This window comes from Candidatus Pelagibacter giovannonii (genome assembly GCF_012276695.1).
Lineage (GTDB): Bacteria > Pseudomonadota > Alphaproteobacteria > Pelagibacterales > Pelagibacteraceae > Pelagibacter > Pelagibacter giovannonii.
Genome location: NZ_CP038852.1, coordinates 479,997 through 499,724, shown reverse-complemented (window position 1 = coordinate 499,724; position 19,728 = coordinate 479,997). Strand labels below are relative to the sequence as shown.

General features: G+C 30.0%; 22 protein-coding genes and 1 riboswitch. Of the genes, 16 read left to right on the top strand and 6 right to left on the bottom strand.

Going from position 1 to position 19,728, the window contains the following annotated elements; translation table 11 throughout:
- The 3 genes from E5R92_RS02815 to E5R92_RS02805 are packed head-to-tail and all read left to right on the top strand — an operon-like array spanning position 1 to position 2,427.
- On the top strand, positions 1 to 1,011 hold the full coding sequence (locus E5R92_RS02815) for a branched-chain amino acid ABC transporter permease (RefSeq protein ID WP_168606593.1): 1,011 nt from the start codon (positions 1 to 3) through the stop codon (positions 1,009 to 1,011).
- A complete protein-coding gene (locus tag E5R92_RS02810) occupies positions 1,008 to 1,730 on the top strand; it encodes an ABC transporter ATP-binding protein (RefSeq protein ID WP_168606592.1) in 723 nt (240 codons plus the stop codon). Before E5R92_RS02815 ends, E5R92_RS02810 begins: the two co-directional genes overlap by 4 nt.
- Positions 1,720 to 2,427, top strand: a complete 708-nt coding sequence (locus E5R92_RS02805; protein ID WP_168606591.1) for an ABC transporter ATP-binding protein — start codon at positions 1,720 to 1,722, stop codon at positions 2,425 to 2,427. Before E5R92_RS02810 ends, E5R92_RS02805 begins: the two co-directional genes overlap by 11 nt.
- Here the strand turns inward: E5R92_RS02805 and E5R92_RS02800 are convergent, their stop codons facing one another.
- From E5R92_RS02800 to E5R92_RS02790, 3 genes are read right to left on the bottom strand one after another with little or no spacing between them, the layout of a single operon-like run.
- On the bottom strand, positions 2,428 to 3,213 hold the full coding sequence (locus E5R92_RS02800) for a putative hydro-lyase (RefSeq protein ID WP_168606590.1): 786 nt from the start codon (positions 3,211 to 3,213) through the stop codon (positions 2,428 to 2,430).
- 4 nt (positions 3,214 to 3,217) lie between these two features.
- On the bottom strand, positions 3,218 to 3,709 hold the full coding sequence (locus tag E5R92_RS02795; protein ID WP_168606589.1) for a tetratricopeptide repeat protein: 492 nt from the start codon (positions 3,707 to 3,709) through the stop codon (positions 3,218 to 3,220).
- Positions 3,710 to 3,712: 3 nt separating this feature from the next.
- Positions 3,713 to 4,486 carry a 5-oxoprolinase subunit PxpA gene (locus E5R92_RS02790; protein ID WP_229704560.1) on the bottom strand — a complete coding sequence of 258 codons (774 nt, stop codon included), beginning with the start codon at positions 4,484 to 4,486 and terminating at the stop codon, positions 3,713 to 3,715.
- 27 nt (positions 4,487 to 4,513) lie between these two features.
- Between E5R92_RS02790 and E5R92_RS02785 the strand changes: the two genes are divergently transcribed.
- From E5R92_RS02785 to E5R92_RS02740, 10 genes are all read left to right on the top strand, one after another.
- Positions 4,514 to 5,200, top strand: a complete 687-nt coding sequence (locus E5R92_RS02785) for a 5-oxoprolinase subunit B family protein (protein WP_168606587.1) — start codon at positions 4,514 to 4,516, stop codon at positions 5,198 to 5,200.
- On the top strand, positions 5,193 to 6,146 hold the full coding sequence (locus E5R92_RS02780) for a 5-oxoprolinase subunit C family protein (protein WP_168606586.1): 954 nt from the start codon (positions 5,193 to 5,195) through the stop codon (positions 6,144 to 6,146). The genes E5R92_RS02785 and E5R92_RS02780 overlap by 8 nt, the downstream gene beginning before the upstream one ends.
- Positions 6,133 to 7,026, top strand: a complete 894-nt coding sequence (locus tag E5R92_RS02775) for a DMT family transporter (protein WP_168606585.1) — start codon at positions 6,133 to 6,135, stop codon at positions 7,024 to 7,026. The genes E5R92_RS02780 and E5R92_RS02775 overlap by 14 nt, the downstream gene beginning before the upstream one ends.
- A gap of 24 nt (positions 7,027 to 7,050) precedes the next feature.
- Positions 7,051 to 7,140: riboswitch (glycine riboswitch) on the top strand.
- A 77-nt stretch (positions 7,141 to 7,217) separates the two neighbouring features.
- Entirely contained in the window at positions 7,218 to 8,324 is a 1,107-nt protein-coding gene (gcvT, locus tag E5R92_RS02770) for a glycine cleavage system aminomethyltransferase GcvT (protein WP_168606584.1), read from the top strand.
- Positions 8,321 to 8,701 (top strand): glycine cleavage system protein GcvH, encoded by a 381-nt coding sequence (gene gcvH, locus E5R92_RS02765; protein WP_168606583.1) that lies wholly within the window; start codon positions 8,321 to 8,323, stop codon positions 8,699 to 8,701. Before gcvT ends, gcvH begins: the two co-directional genes overlap by 4 nt.
- Positions 8,702 to 11,560: an aminomethyl-transferring glycine dehydrogenase gene (gene gcvP / locus E5R92_RS02760; RefSeq protein WP_168606582.1), complete on the top strand. Its 2,859-nt coding sequence runs from the start codon at positions 8,702 to 8,704 to the stop codon at positions 11,558 to 11,560. It abuts the gene before it with no gap.
- A 12-nt stretch (positions 11,561 to 11,572) separates the two neighbouring features.
- Positions 11,573 to 12,817, top strand: a complete 1,245-nt coding sequence (locus tag E5R92_RS02755) for an NAD(P)/FAD-dependent oxidoreductase (protein ID WP_168606581.1) — start codon at positions 11,573 to 11,575, stop codon at positions 12,815 to 12,817.
- Positions 12,810 to 13,550 carry a DUF1365 domain-containing protein gene (locus E5R92_RS02750; protein WP_229704559.1) on the top strand — a complete coding sequence of 247 codons (741 nt, stop codon included), beginning with the start codon at positions 12,810 to 12,812 and terminating at the stop codon, positions 13,548 to 13,550. The genes E5R92_RS02755 and E5R92_RS02750 overlap by 8 nt, the downstream gene beginning before the upstream one ends.
- A gap of 24 nt (positions 13,551 to 13,574) precedes the next feature.
- Positions 13,575 to 14,753, top strand: a complete 1,179-nt coding sequence (locus tag E5R92_RS02745) for an SAM-dependent methyltransferase (protein ID WP_168606580.1) — start codon at positions 13,575 to 13,577, stop codon at positions 14,751 to 14,753.
- A gap of 13 nt (positions 14,754 to 14,766) precedes the next feature.
- On the top strand, positions 14,767 to 15,315 hold the full coding sequence (locus E5R92_RS02740) for a DUF3833 domain-containing protein (protein WP_168606579.1): 549 nt from the start codon (positions 14,767 to 14,769) through the stop codon (positions 15,313 to 15,315).
- Here the strand turns inward: E5R92_RS02740 and E5R92_RS02735 are convergent.
- Both E5R92_RS02735 and E5R92_RS07455 read right to left on the bottom strand, forming a co-directional pair.
- Positions 15,312 to 16,073, bottom strand: a complete 762-nt coding sequence (locus tag E5R92_RS02735; RefSeq protein WP_168606578.1) for an SDR family NAD(P)-dependent oxidoreductase — start codon at positions 16,071 to 16,073, stop codon at positions 15,312 to 15,314. The two genes, E5R92_RS02740 and E5R92_RS02735, sit on opposite strands and share 4 nt — an antisense overlap.
- Positions 16,046 to 16,210 (bottom strand): hypothetical protein, encoded by a 165-nt coding sequence (locus E5R92_RS07455; RefSeq protein WP_229704579.1) that lies wholly within the window; start codon positions 16,208 to 16,210, stop codon positions 16,046 to 16,048. Before E5R92_RS07455 ends, E5R92_RS02735 begins: the two co-directional genes overlap by 28 nt.
- Between E5R92_RS07455 and E5R92_RS02730 the strand changes: the two genes are divergently transcribed.
- The 3 genes from E5R92_RS02730 to E5R92_RS02720 are packed head-to-tail and all read left to right on the top strand — an operon-like array spanning position 16,158 to position 18,239.
- The gene (locus tag E5R92_RS02730; protein ID WP_229704577.1) at positions 16,158 to 16,562 is read left to right on the top strand and encodes a TspO/MBR family protein; all 405 of its coding nucleotides are present in this window, start codon (positions 16,158 to 16,160) and stop codon (positions 16,560 to 16,562) included. The two genes, E5R92_RS07455 and E5R92_RS02730, sit on opposite strands and share 53 nt — an antisense overlap.
- Before the next feature lie 8 nt (positions 16,563 to 16,570).
- Positions 16,571 to 17,674 carry an NAD(P)/FAD-dependent oxidoreductase gene (locus E5R92_RS02725; RefSeq protein ID WP_168606576.1) on the top strand — a complete coding sequence of 368 codons (1,104 nt, stop codon included), beginning with the start codon at positions 16,571 to 16,573 and terminating at the stop codon, positions 17,672 to 17,674.
- 28 nt (positions 17,675 to 17,702) lie between these two features.
- Positions 17,703 to 18,239 carry a class I SAM-dependent methyltransferase gene (locus E5R92_RS02720; RefSeq protein WP_168606575.1) on the top strand — a complete coding sequence of 179 codons (537 nt, stop codon included), beginning with the start codon at positions 17,703 to 17,705 and terminating at the stop codon, positions 18,237 to 18,239.
- A gap of 9 nt (positions 18,240 to 18,248) precedes the next feature.
- Here the strand turns inward: E5R92_RS02720 and E5R92_RS02715 are convergent, their stop codons facing one another.
- A complete protein-coding gene (locus E5R92_RS02715; protein ID WP_168606574.1) occupies positions 18,249 to 19,724 on the bottom strand; it encodes a protein adenylyltransferase SelO in 1,476 nt (491 codons plus the stop codon).
- Between the last annotated feature and the right edge of the window lie 4 nt (positions 19,725 to 19,728).

The window sequence follows — 19,728 nt, the reverse complement described above, 5'->3', positions numbered from 1 at the left end:
ATGGATAAATTATTAATAGCTAAATCCGAACCTCTCTGGAATACAGATAAAAGAATTATATCTTTAATTGGAGGTTTTATTGTATTGCTATTTGCTTTGCCTCATTTTGGGTTGAATTCTTTCTACCTTCATTTAATGATAATGATCTTTATGCATGCAGTTATGGCTCAGTCATGGAATGTAATTGCAGGTTTTTCAGGACAAATCAGTTTAGGCCATGGAGCTTTTTTTGGAATTGGAGCTTATGCAACATCGTTTCTTTATGTTCAGTATGGTATATCTCCATGGATAAGTATTTTTCTTGGAATGATTGTTTCAGGAATTGCTGCGGTTTTAATTGGCATCCCAATGTTAAGACTAAGTGGACATTATTTTGCAATTGCCACCTTATTAATTGGAATTAGTTTTCAAATTATATTTCAAAGATGGGAGTGGGTAGGTGCTGCATCAGGAGTATGGGTTCCTATGACTTCAGAAGATTCTTTGTTGGCTCTTCAATTTCATAGTAGTAAAATGCCTTACTATTATATTTTTTTAGTATTTTTTATAATTACATTTTATTTAGTATGGCTCTTAAGTAGATCAAAATTAGGATACAGATTAAGAGCTGTAAGAGATGATCCACAGGCAGCGCTAAGCTTATGTATAAATGTTTCTAATTATAAAATCATAGCCTATGTAATCTCAGCAATGATAATGGCACCAATGGGAAGTTTATTTGCTCAGTACATACTTATTATTGATCCAGATAGAGTATTTAATATAGAAATTTCAATTATTGTTTTATTGATCACGGTCCTTGGTGGAATTGGAAATGTTTGGGGGCCTATTGTGGGTGCAGCTATTCTTATTCCAATTTCAGAATATTCTAGAATTTATTTAGGTGGAACAGGAGGGGCTGTAGATTTAATTCTTTATGGTTTAATTCTAATGCTAATTTGTATCTTTAGACCAGAAGGGCTCATATCTTTTTTTCCAAAAAATATTTTAGAAAGAAAAAAACAAAGATGAAGATTTTATCTGTAGAAAATTTAAGTAGATCTTTTGGGGGCATAAAAGCCAATAATGATATTTCTTTTGATGTTGCAGAAGGCACTATTTTGGGAGTTATAGGACCCAATGGTGCGGGCAAATCTACTTTGTTTGATTTAATTACTGGTTATACAAAAACTGATAATGGTAAAGTTAGTTTCTTTAATAAGGATATATCAGGTTTAAGTCCTGACAAAATTAGCAGTCTAGGTGTTGGAAGAACTTTTCAAAAACTAAAACCTTTTGCAGATCAAACATTATTAGAAAATGTAATGATTGGCTCATTTGTGAAAGAAGACAATATTAAAAAGGCAAGGGATAAAGCTTTAGAAATAATAGATTTTGTTGATCTTATAGAAAAGAGACATCATTTTGCTAGAGAGCTTTCAACAGGTCAAAGAAAAAGATTAGAAATGGCAAGAGCAATGGCAATTGAACCAAAACTATTATTAATGGACGAAGTTACAGGAGGTGTTGATCAAAAAACTATCCCAGGTTTAGTTGAGTTAATTAAAAAACTTAAAAAATCTGGTGTAACAATAATTACCATTGAACATAATATTAATATTATAATGGAAATTTCGGACAATATTCTAGCGCTAGATCAGGGTAAAAGAATTGCTTACGGAACACCAAAAGAAATTCAACAAAATGAAGAAGTAATTGACTCATATTTAGGAACTGTTGATGCTACTTGATATAAAAAATATTGATGTTTTATATGATGATTTTCAAGTTATTTGGGATGTATCAATAAATGTAGATAATGGAGAAATGGTCGCTCTTTTAGGACCTAATGGATCTGGTAAAAGTACAATTTTAAATACAATCAGTAACTTAGTTAGCCATAAAAATGGAAGTATACATTTTAAAAATAATCTAATTTCTGAAATCCCAACCTTTAAAAGAACTGAATTGGGAATTTCTCATGTTCTTGAGAGACGAAGAGTATTTCCATACCTTACTGTTATGCAAAACCTTATTCTTGGTGCTTGGCATCCTAAAGCAAAAGAGGAATTGAGTGGTTCTTTATCTAAAGTTTATAAGATTTTTCCAAAACTAGAATCTAGATCAAGCCAGTTAGCTCACACTATGTCTGGTGGAGAACAGCAAATGCTTGCTATAGCAAGAGGCTTGATGGGACTTCCAAAACTTTTAATGGTAGATGAACCATTTTTAGGATTATCACCTCTAGTAGTAAAAGATTTGATAAAGATATTTAAAAATGTGGTTAGTGAAGGAATATCAATTCTTTTTGTTGAACAAAATGTAAGATTGGCACTAAGCATGGCTGATAGAGGCTATGTTCTTGAAAGTGGAAGATTAGTCATTAGTGGTAAATCTAATGAATTAATTAATAACGAAAAAGTTAAGAAGGTTTTTTTAGGAAGCTAGTTATAAAGCTGCCAAGTCATTATTTAATTTATCCGTAATAAGCATTTTTCCCGGAGCATGCGTGATACAAAAGTCAGGTTTTGAATCTTGTAAAACAGATTGAGGCGTTACTCCACATGCCCAAAACACAGGAATTTCATTGTTCTTAAATGTCTTAGGAGGATCACCATATTCAGGATTCATTATATCTTTTATTCCAATTTCTGATGGATCACCTAAATGAATAGGAGCACCATGAACTGCTGGGAACCTAGAACTAATTTGAATTGATCTAATAGCATCTTTTGAATTTAAAGGTCTCATAGAGACAACCAATTTTCCTGAGAACTGACCTGCTGGCTCACAATCTATCGATGTTCGATACATTGGAACAATAGTATCATTTTCAATATGTTGGATAGGTATTCCCGCCTCAATTAATGGTAGCTCAAAAGACATAGAACATCCCAAAACAAATGTCGTTAAATCTTCATTCCAATATTTTTTGATGTCATATGGTTCATCAATAATTTTTCCTTTTTCCCATATTCTATATTGAGGAACATCTGTCCTAATATCAATATCCCCTAAATCTTTTAATGACGGATCTCCTTTTGTACCAAAACCTATTAGAGGACATGGTTTAGGATTTTTTTGACAAAATGATGCAAAATCCATTGCATATTTGCTAGGTAATATACAAAGGTTACCTTGTACATATTTATTAGCAGTTCCTGCTGTTTGATCTTTGTACTCATTTTTTCTAATAATTTTTCTAGCTTCAATTGGATTTTGAATATTGAGCATAAATTTAATATTTAGATTTTTTAGTACCTTCAATTATTTCTTTTAGTTCGTCATATTCTTCACAGTTACAAGTTTTCAAAACTTCTAGTCTTTCTTTAGCCATATCCATTCTATTAGTGGCTACATAAAGTTCACCAAGGTACTCATTTATTCCATTATGATTGGGCTCAATTTGTAAGCCTTGTAAGTAAAATTTTTCACCTCCTTCATAATCCCCAAGTTTTCTAGTAGTAAAACCCAAATAATTTAAAGTATCTGCCTGTAATGGTTTTTCATCATTAGATTTTAAAAGAAGCTTTTGTGCTTTTGCATATCTTTTTTGTGCTTTTTCAGTTTTACCTTTTTTTTCATATTTCTTGGCAGCTTTAATTAAATTTTTTGCCTTTGCATAGTTTGACACTTTTGGAGTAGAATCGTTATCACTGCTACTCCCTGCAGAAAATGAATTATTAGTAAGTGCTATTATTATTAGTAAAGTATAAATAAGTTTTTTCATATTTTAATTAAATTTATCCATTTTATTTAAAGGTTTTAGTTTTAACCCATTATCAATCAAATTATCCCTGATAGATTTAGCAGTTGCCAATGAGCTTTCATTATCACCATGTATACAAACCGAGTCAATCTCACAAGGTATCTGTTTACCACTGAGACAATTTATTGCCTGATTTTTAACCATGCTCAACACATGTTTCTTTGCTAATTCAGGGTCAGTGATTAAAGCATTTGGTTTACTTCTAGAAATTAAGTTTCCATTATCTTCATAATTTCTATCTGCAAAAATTTCACAAGCTATTCTTAAACTATTTTTCTTAGCAGCAACTTCCATTTGCGAACCAGTTGGGACAAGATAAATGATATCTTTATTAATCTCTTTAATGGCCACTGCTAGAGTTGTAGCTAATTCCAGGTCTTCACAAGCCATATTATTAAGTGCCCCATGTGGCTTAATATGAGTAACATTTTCATTATAATTTTGAGCAATTTTTTGTAATATTTCATATTGTTCAAAGATTAGTTTTTTTATTTCTAAAGAATTTAAATTCATTCTTTTTCTTCCAAAGTTTTCAGGATCATTAAAAGAAGGATGAGCACCCAAACTAACACCATTTTTTTTTGAAATTTGAATAACCATATCCATTGTTTGTTCATCTCCCGCATGGTAGCCACATGCAATGTTGGCAGAATTTACAATATTAAGTAATTCTGGATCATTCTTGATAGAATGAAACTTAGATTTTTCTCCTAAATCACAATTGATATTAATTTCCATACTCTTTAGTCTGGAGTATAACATGGCATGGTTAAAAATATATCAAATCTTGGTGATGCAGCCGTATATTGTGATTTTGGCTCAGAAGTTAATGAAACAATAAATTCAAGCGTCATAGATTACTTTCACCATATATCAAAATTAATAAAAGATAAAAAGATTGAAGGTATAACTAACTTAACACCCTCTTATAATAAATTAATCATTAGTTTTGATTTAGCTATAACTAACTATAAAAAAATTAAATATTTTATAGAAGGCTTAACTATTAAAAGAGATATTAAAAACAATAATCAAAAAATTAAGATTCCAGTTTGTTGTGACGATGAGTATGGATTAGATTTTTTAAGGCTAATTAAAAAATTGAATATAGATAAAGATAAAATATTAGAAATGTATTTTGGTAAAGAATATTTTTGTTATATGACTGGTTTTATTGCTGGAATGCCTTTTTTAGGAGATCTTAATGAAAATATTAGATGTGATCGATTAGAAACACCGAGATTAAAGATGCCTAAAGGATCGGTAGGAATAACAGAACAATTTGCAAATATTTATACTTTTGAAAGCCCTGGTGGTTGGAATATTATTGGTAACACCCCAAAGAAAATTTTTGATGATAAAAATTTAGTTCAACCAGCTTTAGTTAATCCAGGTGATAAAGTAAGTTTTTATCAAATAACAAAAGAAGAATATTTAAATTGGAATGAATAAAGCATATTTTGAGATTTTAAGGGCTGGAGTTAATACTACCATTCAAGACAAAGGTAGAAATCATTTATATCATGTTGGTATTGCAGTAAGCGGTGCAATTGACCAAAGAAATTATATATTATCAAATAGACTAGTTGAAAATCAATTAGATGAGCCTGTATTAGAGTTTGCATACCAAGGCCCTCTTTTAAAATTAAGGAATGGAAAAATTAATTTTGCAATATCTGGTGATATTTTTTTTAAAATTATTAGAAAGAATTTAGAGGTTGAAGAAGGTGAGTGTTATAAAAGCTATTTTTTAGATGAAGAAGATCAAATAGATATAATATCAACCAAAAATTCTACGTATGGATACTTAGCTGTTAATGATGGCTTTGATGTAGAAAAAACCTGGGGCAGTTATTCCATAAATACTAAAGCAAATATTGGACCAAATAATGGAAAAAAATATTCGTTAAATGATAAAATTTTTATTAAAAAAATTGATATCAAAAGCCCAATAAACAAAAAAATAAATTTTGATTATTCTACTGACAGTATCATTAGAATTATTAAAGGTACAAATTTTGACTATTTTTCTAAGGATGCAATAGACAAATTTTTTAATGAAGATTTTTTAATCACAAACCTTGTTGATAGAATGGGTATAAGATTAAAAGGTCCTAAATTAGAAAATATAAAAAATACCAACATCAAATCAGAAGGTTTAGTTAGAGGAGTTATTCAGGTACCTGCTGACGGTAATCCAATAATAATGATGTCGGATCATGGAACAGTCGGAGGATATCCAAAGATCGGTGTAGTTATTACTGCTGATCTTGATTTAGTTGGACAATTAACTCCTGGAACAAAAATAAACTTTAAGGAAGTAAGTCTTGAAGAAGCTCAGAATATATTTAAAGCATACACAGAAGATACAAATAGATATTTAAATGAATGTAATTAATAAAATTCCAGGTCCATTACTGATTTTTATGGGTGCTTTAAGTTTAAGTTTTGGTGGGCTTATTGTAAAAAAATTTGAAGGTTCTACAGAGTGGCAAATTCTTTTTTGGAGATCTTTATTTTTTACGCTTACAGTCTTAGCTTTTTTAATAATTACTTATAAAAAGAAAACTTTAAGCTCTTTCTATAAATCGGGATTACCAGGTTTTTTTGGGGGTATTGTATTGTCATTCGGATTTTGCGGTTATGTATATGCAATGTCTAACACATCAGTTGCAAATACTAATTTTATAATCTCATTACAAATTTTATTTCTTGCAATTTTTGGTTACTTATTTTTAAAAGAAAAAATTTCAACAATAACTCTAGTTTCAATAATATTAGCAATAACAGGAGTTACCTTAATGGTTGGTAATGATCTTAGACCAGGTAACCTTTCAGGAAATTTAGCTGCATTTACAATGCCTATCACATTTGCGGTCTTAATCATGATTGTAAGAAAATTTCCTACAGTAGACATGATTCCTGCTCAATTTGTTGCTGGAGTAAGCTCTTGCTTAATAGGGTTAAGTGTATGTATTTACTATTCACATAATTTAATGGTTTCACCTAATGATATATTTTTAGGTTTCTTAGCAGGCTTTTTTCAAGTTGGTTTTGGTTTTATATTCATTACCATCGGTGCTCGTAGCACTCCTTCAGCAATGGTTGGAGTAATTATGCTATCCGAATCTGTTTTAGGGCCCTTTTGGGCTTTTCTATTTGCAGGTGAACGGGCATCATTATTTACATTAATTGGAGGTGCAATTATTCTATTTGCTGTTTTGCTTCAGTTTTCATCGTTGCTTTTGTCTGATAAAAAAGAAAAAATTATTAATTGACTCTGACATACATCTGGTAGATTATTCTCAAATACGGGAGAGACTACAAACTATCGTAGCGCCGAAGGAGCAACCACCCAGGAATCTCTCAGGCAAAAGGACCGTAACATATTAACTCTGGAAAGAGATTAAGTTCTCGCCGAAGGAATAAAACTCTCAGGCAAACATACAGATGGGTACAGTAAGTTAATATGGAAAATATAAAGACAGCACTTTACAATTTACATCAAAAGCATGGAGCTAAATTTGTTCCATTTGCTGGCTATCAAATGCCAATTCAATATTCTACAGGAATTATTGAGGAACATAAAAGTACAAGAGAAAATGCAGGCATCTTTGATGTGTCTCATATGGGTCAGTTATTCATTAAAGGAGATGACACATTAGCAAAAAATCTTGAAAAAATTTTTCCAGCAGAATTGAGTAATGCTAAATTAAATCAGTCAAAATATAGTTTTTTAATGAATGAAGAAGCAGGAATTTACGATGATTTGATTATCACTAAAGTTGAAGGCGGTTTTAACATTGTATTAAATGCTGCTTGTAAGAATACAGATTTTAAACTTTTATCTAAATTATTAGAAAATAAGTATGAAATGATTTTAAGTGAAGAATTATCTCTTATAGCAATACAGGGGCCAAAAGCAGTCCAAATATTAGAAAAGATAATCAATGGAGTATCAGATCTAAAATTTATGAATGGTGGTACATTTAATTATCTTAAAGAAAATATTTATATTACAAGATCTGGTTATACAGGTGAGGATGGATTTGAGATATCAATAAAAAATGAAGATGCAGAAGTATTTGTACAAAAACTCATAGATGAAGGGGCTAGTTTAATTGGATTAGGTGCTAGAGATACTTTGAGATTAGAGGCGGGGCTTTGTTTATATGGTCACGACATGGATATCAATAAAAGCCCAATAGAAGCTAATTTAAAATGGGCAATATCAAAAAATAGAATTCTTGAGGGTGGATTTATTGGATATGAAAAAATTAAATCTCAAATCGAGAAAGGGGTAAGCAAGATCCGTGTGGGTATTAAGCCAGAAGGAAGAATTATAGCTCGAGAAAAAACTTCAATATTTAGTGAAGATGATAAAAATATTGGGGAAATTACAAGTGGAACTTTTGGTCCGAGTGTTCAGGCTCCAGTTGCAATGGGTTATGTAGAAAATTCATTTTCTAAAAATGATACTAAGGTTTTTTTAGAAGTGAGAGGAAAAAAATATCCAGCAATTATAAGTAATTTGCCATTTTATAAAAAAAGTTATGTGAAAGGAGCTAGTAAATGAGTGAAGTAAAATATTCTAAAGAACACGAGTGGATAAAGGTAGATGGAGACACTGCCATTGTAGGAATTACACAACACGCAACCGAAATGCTAGGAGATATTGTTTTTGTAGAGTTACCAGAAATAGGGTCCTCTGTAGTTAAAGATGGCAATGCTGGAGTTGTAGAATCAACAAAAGCTGCAAGTGATATTTATACTCCTGTATCTGGAGAAATTATCGAAAATAACCAAGCCATTGTTGATGATCCTGCAAAAGTTAATTCTGATCCAGAAAATGAAGCATGGTTTTTTAAATTAAAAATTACTGATAAGTCTGAAATGGATTCATTAATGAATAAAGAAGAATACGAAAAATTTTCAAAAGAAAGTGGTAGTTAAATGTTAAAGAATGCTCAAAAAGATTTTATACAAAGACACATAGGTCCATCTGTTGATGAACAAAATGTTATGCTTAAAGAGTTGGGCTATCAAAATCTTGATGATTTAATAAAAGATACTGTACCAGAAAAAATTCTTCTCAAAGATGATTTAGATATTGGTGATCCAAACTCTGAATATAAAGCACTTAGAAAATTAAAAGATATTTCTAAAAAAAATAAGATTTATTCTAGCTTTATAGGAATGGGTTATTATGGAACTTATACTCCCTATGTAATACTTAGAAATATTTTAGAAAATCCAGGATGGTATACTTCTTATACTCCCTACCAGCCAGAAGTAGCACAAGGAAGATTGGAAATGTTATTAAATTTTCAACAAATGATAATTGACTTTACGGGAATGGATATTGCTAATGCCTCTCTTTTAGATGAAGGAACAGCAGCAGCAGAAGCTATGGGATTAAGCTATAGAATATCTAAGTCTGAATCTAAAAAAGTTTTTGTTTCAAAAAATTGTCACCCTCAAACTATTGATGTTATTAAAACAAGAGCTGAACCTTTAGGTTTAGAAATAATAGTTGGTGACGAAGATAAAGATATTAAAGAAGATATTATATGTGGTATTATTCAATACCCTGGCACCCTTGGAGATATAAAAGACCCAAGTGAGGCTATTAGTAAAATACATAAACATAATGGAAAAGCAGTTCTTGCATGTGATTTGTTAGCACTTGCTAAACTAAAAACACCTGCTGAGTTAGGTGCTGATATTGCAGTCGGTAGTTCACAACGTTTTGGAATTCCAATGGGTTATGGTGGCCCGCACGCAGCATTTTTTGCTACAAAAGATGAGTATAAAAGATCAATGCCAGGTAGAATAGTTGGCGTTTCAGTAGATAAGCATGGAAAAAAAGCATACAGACTTGCACTTCAAACAAGAGAGCAGCATATAAGAAGAGATAAAGCCACGAGTAATATTTGTACCGCACAAGCATTATTAGCAATAGTCTCTGCAGCTTATGCTGTCTATCACGGTCCACAAGGTATTAAAAAGATTGCAGAAAGTGTTTCTCAACTGACTAAAAATTTTGCAGATAAACTAAAACAATCTGGTTATGAACTTTATTCAAATGATTTTTTTGATACGGTAACAATAAAAACTCTAGATAAAACAGAGAAGATATATAAAAATGCTTTAGATCAAGGAGTAAATATCAGAAAAGTAAATTCTGAAATGTTAGCAGTGTCTTTTGATGAAAGAAAAAATCTTTATAGAGCAAATCAATTATTAAAAATTTTTAATTGTTCAGAAACAATTAAAGAATCTATGAATGAAAGTTTGTCTAATATTCCTAAAAATTTATTAAGAACTTCAACTTATTTAGATCATCCAGTTTTTAATAGATACCATTCAGAAACAGAAATGCTACGTTATCTAAAAAAATTAGAAGACTCTGACATTGCCCTAAATAAATCCATGATTGCTTTAGGCTCGTGCACTATGAAGCTTAATGCAGTTTCAGAAATGATACCAGTTACTTGGAAAGAATTTTCACAGCCACATCCTTTTTCTCCTGTAGAGCAAATGGATGGTTATAGGGAATTATTTACAGATTTAAAAAACTGGTTGAGATCAATTACTGGATTTTCTGGAGTTTCATTGCAACCAAATGCTGGTGCTCAAGGAGAGTTTGCTGGTCTAATGGTAATACGTAAATTTCATGAAAAAAATGGTGAAACAAATCGTAATGTTTGTTTAATTCCAAGCTCTGCACATGGCACAAACCCTGCTAGCGCTCAAATGGTTGGTATGAAAGTAGTTGTTGTGAAATGTGATCAACATGGAAACGTAGATTATGAAGATTTAAAAAATAAAGCTGAAGAACATTCAGAAAATTTAGCTGCCCTTATGGTCACTTACCCTTCAACACATGGTGTTTTTGAGGAAAAAATAACTGACATTTGTGAATTAATTCATAATCATGGTGGGCAAGTTTACATGGATGGAGCAAATTTAAATGCATTAGTAGGTATTGCCAAACCAGGAAATTTTGGACCAGATGTTTGTCATATAAATTTGCATAAAACATTTTGTATACCCCATGGTGGTGGTGGACCAGGTATGGGACCAATAGCGTGTAAAAAACATTTAGAAATATTTTTGCCAAAACATTCTGTGATAAAAGATTGTGGCCCAGTGACTGGAATGGGAGCAGTATCTGCAGCTCCTTGGGGCAGCTCCAGTATTTTATCGATTTCATGGATGTATATAAAGATGATGGGTTCAGAAGGTTTAAGAAAAGCATCACAAGTTGCAATACTAAATGCAAATTACATTGCACATAAATTAAAAGACTCTTTTCCAATTTTATATAAGGGTAAAAGTGGCAATGTAGCTCATGAATGTATCATTGATATTAGAACGATAAAAAGTGAAACAGGGATCACAGAGGAAGATATTGCAAAGCGATTGATTGATTTTGGCTACCATGCTCCAACAATGTCTTGGCCTGTTGCTGGTACAATGATGATTGAACCTACGGAAAGTGAAAGTTTGAGTGAAATTGACAAGTTTTGTTCTACTCTTATAAAGATAAAACAAGAAATAGATAAAATTCAGTCTGGTGAATATGACAAGACTGACAACCCATTGAAGAATGCGCCACATACTCACGTTGAATTAACATCCAATAAGTGGGATCATAAGTATGAAAGAGAAGAGGCTGCTTATCCTTCGGAGTTTTTAAGAACAAATAAATATTGGCCTCCAGTTGGTAGAGTAGATAATGTTTATGGAGATAAAAACTTGTTTTGCACATGCCCATCTATGGAAGAGTACGAAGACACAGCAGCTTAGATATTTACTAAGATGAAAATTGCTGTAGTAGGTGCGGGTATATCAGGATTAAGTGCTGCTTATTACCTATCTAAAAAACATAAAGTTGATTTATTTGAAAAAGAAAATCAATTTGGGGGTCATGCAAATACAATAAAAGTTGCTTACAACCTTAATAAAGAAATTCCAATAGATATTGGATTTATGGTTTTTAACAAGCAAACTTATCCAAATTTGATTAATTTTTTTTTAGAAAATAAAATAGAGATTGAAAAAAGTGATATGTCATTTTCTGTTACTGTAGAAAATAGTGGTTTAGAATATTGTGGAAAAGGATTAAGTGGAATTTTTTCCAATAAAAAAAATTTATTTAATCCAAAATTTTTAAAAATGTTTTTTGAAATTTTAAGCTTTTATAAAAAATGTGAAAAAATAGAAATTAAAAAAATTAGTTCAATAACATTAGGGGAGTATTTAACAGAAATAAAAATTTCAGATTATTTTATTAATTATCATATTATACCAATGGTATCTGCAATATGGTCGATGCCACCATATGAAGCAAAACAAATGCCATTATCTTTTTTTCTAAGTTTTTTCAAGAATCACGGGCTGTTTAAAATTAAAGATAGACCTCAATGGTTTACGGTTACAAATCGGAGCAAAACTTATGTTGATAAAATAATAGGTCAAGTTAGTGGTGAACATTTTAAGAATTACAATATAAATAAAATTACCAGAAATGATTTAGGTGCTAAAATTTTTTATGGAGAGGAAAATGAGTTCTTTGATTATGATAAAGTTGTAATAGCAACCCACGCAGATGAAGCATTGAAGATAATTGATAATCCAACGCTAGATGAAGAGATAATATTAAAGAAATTTAAATATAGAGCAAACACTGCAGTAATACATTTTGATGAAAGTGTTATGCCTAAAAATAAAAAAGCATGGTGTGCTTGGAATTCTTCTATGGATTCAGCAAATAATGAAAGGACAGCTGTAACATATTGGATAAACCAGCTACAAAATTTAAAGATAGATAGAGATATTTTTTTAACAATAAATCCATTTAAAGAAATTCCAAATAATAAGATATTTAAAAAAGTAGCATTTACTCACCCTTATTACGATACAGAAGCATTAAATAATCAAAGTAACCTGCATAAAATTCAAAATAAAAAAAATATTTTATTTTGTGGCAGTTATTTTGGTTATGGTTTTCATGAGGATGGAATAAAGTCTTCTATTGATATGCTAAAAACACTTAATGATTAAAAATTCTTATATTTATACAGGAAATGTAATTCATAAAAGATTTAAGCCCAAAATTCATAGTTTTAATTACAATGTATTTTCACTACTTATAGATTTATCAGAAATAGATTTATTACACAAAACCTTAAAGATATTTTCATACAATAAATTAAATATTATTAGTTTCTTTGATAAAGACCATGGAGCAAGAGATGGCAGCTCTCTTAAGGACTGGGTTTTAGATAATCTTAAAAAAAATAATATTGATACTAACGATGTTCATATTAAACTTTTATGTTATCCAAGAATATTTGGTTATGTGTTTAATCCGCTAAGTGTTTTTTATGTATATGACAAAAATTTTGATCTGATATCTATTTTATATGAAGTAAAAAACACATTTGGTGAGCAACATGTTTATATTTTTAAAACTGAAAAAGACCAAAATCTGATTCAACATGTGTGTAAGAAAAAATTTCATGTATCGCCATTTATTGAAATGAATTGTATTTACTTTTTTAGACTTTTAAAGCCTGGTAATAAAATATCTCTAATAATTGATCTGAATGATCCAGTTGGTAAAGTATTATATGCTTCACAGGATGGTATTAAAAGTGAATTGAATAATAGAAATCTACTTAAATCTTACTTAAAACATCCATTAATGACATTCAAAATCATTCTAGCGATACATTATGAGGCATTTAAATTATGGACAAAAGGAATTAAATTTAAAAAAAAAAATAAAGATTAAGAATAATATTACTATCGAAAACTAATGTTAATTTATAAAATTTCAGATTTGATTGTATTTAATGCGTTAAAAAGTATTAAATATGGTTTTCTTGAAATTAAAAAAGTAAATGGTGAAGTTTTAAAGTTTGGCAACCCTGATGAAGCTTTAAAAGTTTTTTTAGAAATTAAAGATGAAAGTCTCAATTATAATTTGATTAAAAGTGGAAGTATTGGTTTGGGAGAATCTTATATGAAAGATTTTTTTACAACAAATAATCTTTCTGATTTGATCGAGTTAACAGCAAAGAATATAAAAACCATTTATAAATTTTCTGGAATATTCGATTTACCTTTTATCAATTTTATTAAAAATAAAATTATTAAAAATACTAAAAATAGAAGTAAAGAAAATATTGCTAAGCATTATGATTTAGGAAATGACTTTTTTTCATTATGGCTTGATAAAACTTTAACTTATTCCAGTGCTATATTTGAAAGCCCCAAACAAGAACTTTTTGAAGCTCAGAACAATAAATATCAAAAATTAATAGATCTAATAAAGCCTACAAATGGTAATAAAATTTTAGAAATTGGTTGTGGTTGGGGTGGTTTTGCTGAGTATTTAGGTACCAATTATGATGTTAAATTAGATTGTATTACTATTTCCAAAAAACAATTTGAATTTGCTAAAGAGAGAATTCATCGATGTGGACTTAATGAAAAAGTAAATATTCAAATTAAAGATTATAGAGATTTAAAAGATAAATATGATCATATTGCATCAATAGAAATGATTGAGGCTGTAGGTCAAAACTATTTAGACAGTTATTTTAATACGATTAAAAATAATCTAACACCATCAGGTACGGTGGGTATTCAGGCCATAACTATCGATGATAGTTTATTTCATAGATATAAAAATAAAAAAGACTTTATACAACAGTATATTTTCCCAGGTGGCTTTTTGCCTTCAAAAGGTGAATTGCAAAATTATGTAGATAAAAATGGATTAAAATTTAGTGAGTATAATTCATATGCCAACCATTACTCTGAGACTTTGATTATTTGGAGAGAAATATTTAATAAAAAATGGGACTTAATTAAAAAACAAGGCTTTGATTTAAAATTTAAAAGAATGTGGGAATTTTACCTTTCATATTGTGAAGCTGGTTTTAAATCAAAAAATATAGACTTAATTCAATTTTCACTGCAAAATAAATAACAATAGGAGCGACATGATAAACTTTAAAACCATTAGATTAACTGTGTTAATAATTTCTTTATTCTTTACAGCAAGTTGTATAAACAATAACTCTATGAAGCCAACTGATTTCAAAAATACTGAACCAACTATGACTATAGAGCAATACTTTAATGGTCCGGTTAAAGCATGGGGTCTATTACAAGACCGTAGTGGTAAGGTCACTAGACAGTTTAAAGCTGATATGACAGGTAGTTTTGAGGAAGATATTTTAACTCTTAAAGAAGATTTTTATTGGACAGACGGAGAAAAGCAAAATCGGATATGGAAAATCAAAAAGATTGATCAAAATTATTATGAAGGTACTGCCCCTGATGTCGTGGGTACAGCTAAAGGTTATCAATATGGATCAGCTTTTAAATTTGAATATGATTTAATGGTCCCATTTAAAGGAAAGAATATTAAAGTTTCTTTTGATGATTGGATTTTTAAACAGGATGAAGATGTTGCAATTAATCGAGCCACACTTACAAAGTTTGGATTTAAAGTTGGTGAGTTGACAGTTTTCTTTAAAAAAAATTAATAATCAATCTTCTTCATACCTCTAGCAACTAACTTAAAATATAAACTGCTAGGTAGCATTTGAAGAAATTTTAAAAAATAAGTAAAAGCTTTTGGGAAATGTATTTCAAAACTTTTTTTGATTACTAATCCTTTATAAATTTCATCTGCAGCAAATTCTGGAGTTTTGATCATGGGCATTGGAAAATCATTTTGATCAGTCATAGGTGTTTTTATGAAACCGGGGCTGATTAACGAAACACGAACATTCTTTATTCTCATATCAAAGTTTAAGCTTTCAGCAAAGCTGGTAAGTGCTGATTTTGAAGCACAATATGCACCAGCTGCAGGCAATCCTCTATAGCCAGCAACAGAAGAAATTATAGATATTTGGCCATTTTTTTTCTCAGAAAAATAATCATAGATTGAATTAATTGAATTCATGGTTCCAAAATAATTAACTTCCATTATTTCTCTTATTTTATCTAAATTAAATTTTTTCTCTGATTTTGGATCATGCATGCCAGTACCAAATACGCATATATCAATATTATCAAATTGTTTGATTATATCTTTTGCAACTGATTTACATGCATCAATTTCAGTAACATCTAAAGGAAAAGGAAATATATTTTGATTATTTTTTTTTAGTTCATTTAATAAATTTTCGCGTCTTGCAGATGCAGCAACCATCCACCCATTTTCCGCAAATTTGATTGCAAGAGCTTTACCTATTCCACTGCTTGCACCAGTTATCCAAATAACTTTTTTTTCTTCCATATTCTATTGTATAATAGAATTATGTTAAAAAACAAATTCTTATCTTTTTTATTATTTGCTCTTGTAACTTTTTCTGCATCTGCAATAGGAGGTTTAGCTACAGTAGGTTTTAAAGAACCATGGTATTCTTTACTCATCAAACCTTCGTTTAATCCACCAGATTGGATTTTTGCACCAGTTTGGACTACGCTTTATTTTTTTATGACAATTGCTATCTGGAAATTTTGGCATAGTAAAAACAGAGACATGAACACTATTTATATCTACTTTATTCATTTAATTTTTAATACAACTTGGAGTATAGTTTTTTTTGTTTTTCATAAAATTATTTTATCTCTAATTGTATTAGTAATTCTAATATTATTGATAATCATTCTCATAATTAGATTTAAGCGTGTCAACTTGTACAGTTATTACTTAATGATTCCTTATTTACTTTGGTGTCTCTTTGCATTACTGCTAAATGTAAGTTTAATCATATTAAATTAAAATAAATTATGGACGATGTTGTAATAGTTGGTGGTGGAATAATAGGGACTGCTACAGCGTATTTTTTATCTAAAGAAGGTAGAAAAGTTAAAGTTATAGAAAGAGACCCGACTTATAAAACAGCTTCTTTTCCATTATCACTTGGAGGATTTAGAAGGCAGTTTTTTCAAAAAGAAAATATTTTATTAGGAAAATTTGCAAGAGAATTTATTTTTCAGATTCCAGAACTATTAAAAACTGAAAAAAATCCAAACCCTACAGCAAGCATGGTTACAAACGGCTATTTATTAATGTTTGGTCCAGAGCATGCTGAGGAACAATATAAAGCCCTAAAAAATCATGAAGCTTGTGATGCTGGAACTAAAAACATCAAAGGTTCTGAACTATCAAAAATATTTCCTTATATAAACAGTGAGGGTATCGAAACAGCAACTTATACAGACAACCAAAGTGAAGGATGGATTGATCCTTTTATGTTTCATGGCGCCTTAAAGAGTAAAGCAATTGAATTAGGTGCAGAATTTATTAAAGGTGAAGTGAAAAGCATCTCTGATATTAAAGCTAAAACAATTATATCTGCTGCAGGATGTTGGACTAAAGAATTATTAAAGGATATCCCGGTAGTTCCTCAAAAACATACAGTTTTTAGAGTTAAATGCCCTAAATATATTAAAGAAATGCCGTTAACAGGAGATTTAACAACCGGTGTTTACTGGAGACCTGAAGGTGGAGAGTATTTGGCAGGTTCACCTAACTCAGTATTTGAAGCTACTGATTTAGAACCAGCTTGGAATGATTTTGAAGAATTAGTATGGCCTGCATTAGCACAAAGAATTCCTGCTTTTGAAAAATTAAAATTAACTGGTGGATGGGCCGGTTATTATGATTGTAATAAATTGGATAATAATGCGGTAGTTGGCAAGCACCCTAAGTATGAAAATGTTTATATGGCCTCAGGATTTACAGGCAGAGGATTAATGCAAGCCCCTGGAATAGGAAGAGCATTAACTGAATTAATTTCTACGGGATCTTATCAAACAATTGATATAAGTGATTTTTCTGTTGAAAGAGTTCTTGATAATAATGCAAGACCAGAACCATATGTATTATAAATTTTTATAAAAAATGGTATAGTTTTTTATGAAACTTCATATTGGTGGTAAAATTCAAAAAGATGGATGGAAAATATTAAATATTCAAAATAAAGAAGGTGTAGATTTTATTGGTGATATTTCTGATTTAAGTCAATTTGAAAAAGAGTCAATTGATGAAATTTATGCTAGTCATGTTTTTGAGCATGTACCACAAAAAAAAATTATAAGTACTTTAAGTGGAATAAATAGAGTTTTAAAAGCAGGTGGAAAGTTTTATGTGTCAGTTCCAGATATAGATGTTTTATTTAAATTTTTTTTAATGCCACTAAAAGATTATGCTACTAAAATTGGAAAAACTGAAGGTGAAATAAAAATGCATGTATTAAGAATGATCTTTGGAGGTCAAACTGATGATTATGATTTTCATTATTTTGGTTGGAATTTTGGTTTTTTAAAGTCTGCTCTTGAAAAGGCTAAATTTACAAAAACTGAAAAAGTAATAAATTTCAATATATTTGAAGATACAAGTAATTATAAACCTTATGGTTTTCCAATCAGTTTAAATATTATCGCTTTTAAATAAATCTAAAGATCAAGTTCCACAAAATGTTTGATAAGCTTTATCACTAGACGGTGCAGGAGACTGAAAATCAATAATACTATTTTGACTTTCGTATGGTTTTTTTAAAACAGCTAATAATTTATTCATAACTTCTAAATCACCATTGTTTGCAGCGGTTAAAGCTTCTTCAACTTTATGATTTCTAGGAATAATTATTGGGTTTACTGAATGCATCAGTTTTAAATACTTTTCTTGATTGTTGTTATTTAATTCTAAGCGGTCTTTCCATCTTTTTTTCCAAATAAGAAAGTTTTCATCATTATAAATTTCATTGTCTGAAAATTTTTCGTTCATTAAAAAACAAAAAGTATTAGTGTAATCAGCTTTATTTTTGTCCATCCATTTTAGAAGTTCCGTAATTAAAATTTGATCATTTATATGTTCACCAAATAACCCTAATTTATCCCGCATCATGTTCAGCCATTTTTCTTCATATATCCTTTCAAATGAATTAATTACTTCAGTTGCAATTTCTACAGCCTTGTCTTTGTTGTCGTCTATAAGTGTTATGATACACTCTGCAAATCTTGCTAAATTCCATTTAATAATTTTTGGTTGATTTGAGAATGAATATCTTGCTTGTTGATCAATTGAACTAAAGATTGTATCTGGATTATAAGTATCCATAAAAGCACATGGACCGTAATCAATTGTTTCACCACAAATCGATACATTGTCAGTGTTCATCACACCATGAATGAAGCCAATACGCATCCAGTTAATAACTAAATTAATTTGAACATTCATTATTGTTTTCAACAAATCCAAGGCTTGGTTTTTAGAATTTTTTATATTGGGATAGTGTCGATTGATTACGTAATCAAACAGGACTTTTAAATTTTGTTCTTTTTGAGTGGCTGCAATATATTGAAAAGTTCCTACACGGATATGACTAGCAGCAATTCTAGTTAATATAGCACCTGGTAAATGTATTTCTCTAATTACATTTTCTCCAGTTTTAACAACTGCTAAACTTCTGGTCGTTGGTACCCCCAGCTCATGCATTGCTTCGCTAATAATATATTCTCTGAGCATTGGACCAAGTGCTGCTCGTCCATCACCACTTCTTGAAAATGGTGTTTTTCCTGACCCTTTAAACTGAATGTCATGTCTATCACCATTTTTTGATACGTGTTCACCCATAAGAACAGCTCGCCCATCACCTAACATTGTAAAATGTCCAAATTGATGTCCTGCATATGCTTGTGCGATTGACTCTGAACCTGTTGGCAATAAATTTCCAGAAAATAGTTGAGATAAATTCTCTTCTTTAATATTTGTAAAATCTAAACCTAAATCTTTGGAGAGATCTTTATTTAAAATTATAATTTCTGGAGATTTTACTGGAATTGGGGTTTGTTTTACTAAAAAATCTTCAGGTAGTTTTGCATATGTGTTATCAAACGACCATCCTGCCTTATCAATATCTATATTTGAATTAGTCATTTTT

Bases quoted from the DNA above. Each gene is read 5' to 3' on its own strand.
- E5R92_RS02815 (WP_168606593.1), top strand. From the start codon at position 1: ATGGATAAATTATTAATAGCTAAATCCGAACCTCTCTGGAATACAGAT.
- E5R92_RS02810 (WP_168606592.1), top strand. From the start codon at position 1,008: ATGAAGATTTTATCTGTAGAAAATTTAAGTAGATCTTTTGGGGGCATA.
- E5R92_RS02805 (WP_168606591.1), top strand. From the start codon at position 1,720: ATGCTACTTGATATAAAAAATATTGATGTTTTATATGATGATTTTCAA.
- E5R92_RS02800 (WP_168606590.1), bottom strand. From the start codon at position 3,213: ATGCTCAATATTCAAAATCCAATTGAAGCTAGAAAAATTATTAGAAAA.
- E5R92_RS02795 (WP_168606589.1), bottom strand. From the start codon at position 3,709: ATGAAAAAACTTATTTATACTTTACTAATAATAATAGCACTTACTAAT.
- E5R92_RS02790 (WP_229704560.1), bottom strand. From the start codon at position 4,486: ATGGAAATTAATATCAATTGTGATTTAGGAGAAAAATCTAAGTTTCAT.
- E5R92_RS02785 (WP_168606587.1), top strand. From the start codon at position 4,514: ATGGTTAAAAATATATCAAATCTTGGTGATGCAGCCGTATATTGTGAT.
- E5R92_RS02780 (WP_168606586.1), top strand. From the start codon at position 5,193: ATGAATAAAGCATATTTTGAGATTTTAAGGGCTGGAGTTAATACTACC.
- E5R92_RS02775 (WP_168606585.1), top strand. From the start codon at position 6,133: ATGAATGTAATTAATAAAATTCCAGGTCCATTACTGATTTTTATGGGT.
- gcvT (WP_168606584.1), top strand. From the start codon at position 7,218: ATGGAAAATATAAAGACAGCACTTTACAATTTACATCAAAAGCATGGA.
- gcvH (WP_168606583.1), top strand. From the start codon at position 8,321: ATGAGTGAAGTAAAATATTCTAAAGAACACGAGTGGATAAAGGTAGAT.
- gcvP (WP_168606582.1), top strand. From the start codon at position 8,702: ATGTTAAAGAATGCTCAAAAAGATTTTATACAAAGACACATAGGTCCA.
- E5R92_RS02755 (WP_168606581.1), top strand. From the start codon at position 11,573: ATGAAAATTGCTGTAGTAGGTGCGGGTATATCAGGATTAAGTGCTGCT.
- E5R92_RS02750 (WP_229704559.1), top strand. From the start codon at position 12,810: ATGATTAAAAATTCTTATATTTATACAGGAAATGTAATTCATAAAAGA.
- E5R92_RS02745 (WP_168606580.1), top strand. From the start codon at position 13,575: ATGTTAATTTATAAAATTTCAGATTTGATTGTATTTAATGCGTTAAAA.
- E5R92_RS02740 (WP_168606579.1), top strand. From the start codon at position 14,767: ATGATAAACTTTAAAACCATTAGATTAACTGTGTTAATAATTTCTTTA.
- E5R92_RS02735 (WP_168606578.1), bottom strand. From the start codon at position 16,073: ATGGAAGAAAAAAAAGTTATTTGGATAACTGGTGCAAGCAGTGGAATA.
- E5R92_RS07455 (WP_229704579.1), bottom strand. From the start codon at position 16,210: ATGAGTAAAGAATACCATGGTTCTTTAAAACCTACTGTAGCTAAACCT.
- E5R92_RS02725 (WP_168606576.1), top strand. From the start codon at position 16,571: ATGGACGATGTTGTAATAGTTGGTGGTGGAATAATAGGGACTGCTACA.
- E5R92_RS02720 (WP_168606575.1), top strand. From the start codon at position 17,703: ATGAAACTTCATATTGGTGGTAAAATTCAAAAAGATGGATGGAAAATA.
- E5R92_RS02715 (WP_168606574.1), bottom strand. From the start codon at position 19,724: ATGACTAATTCAAATATAGATATTGATAAGGCAGGATGGTCGTTTGAT.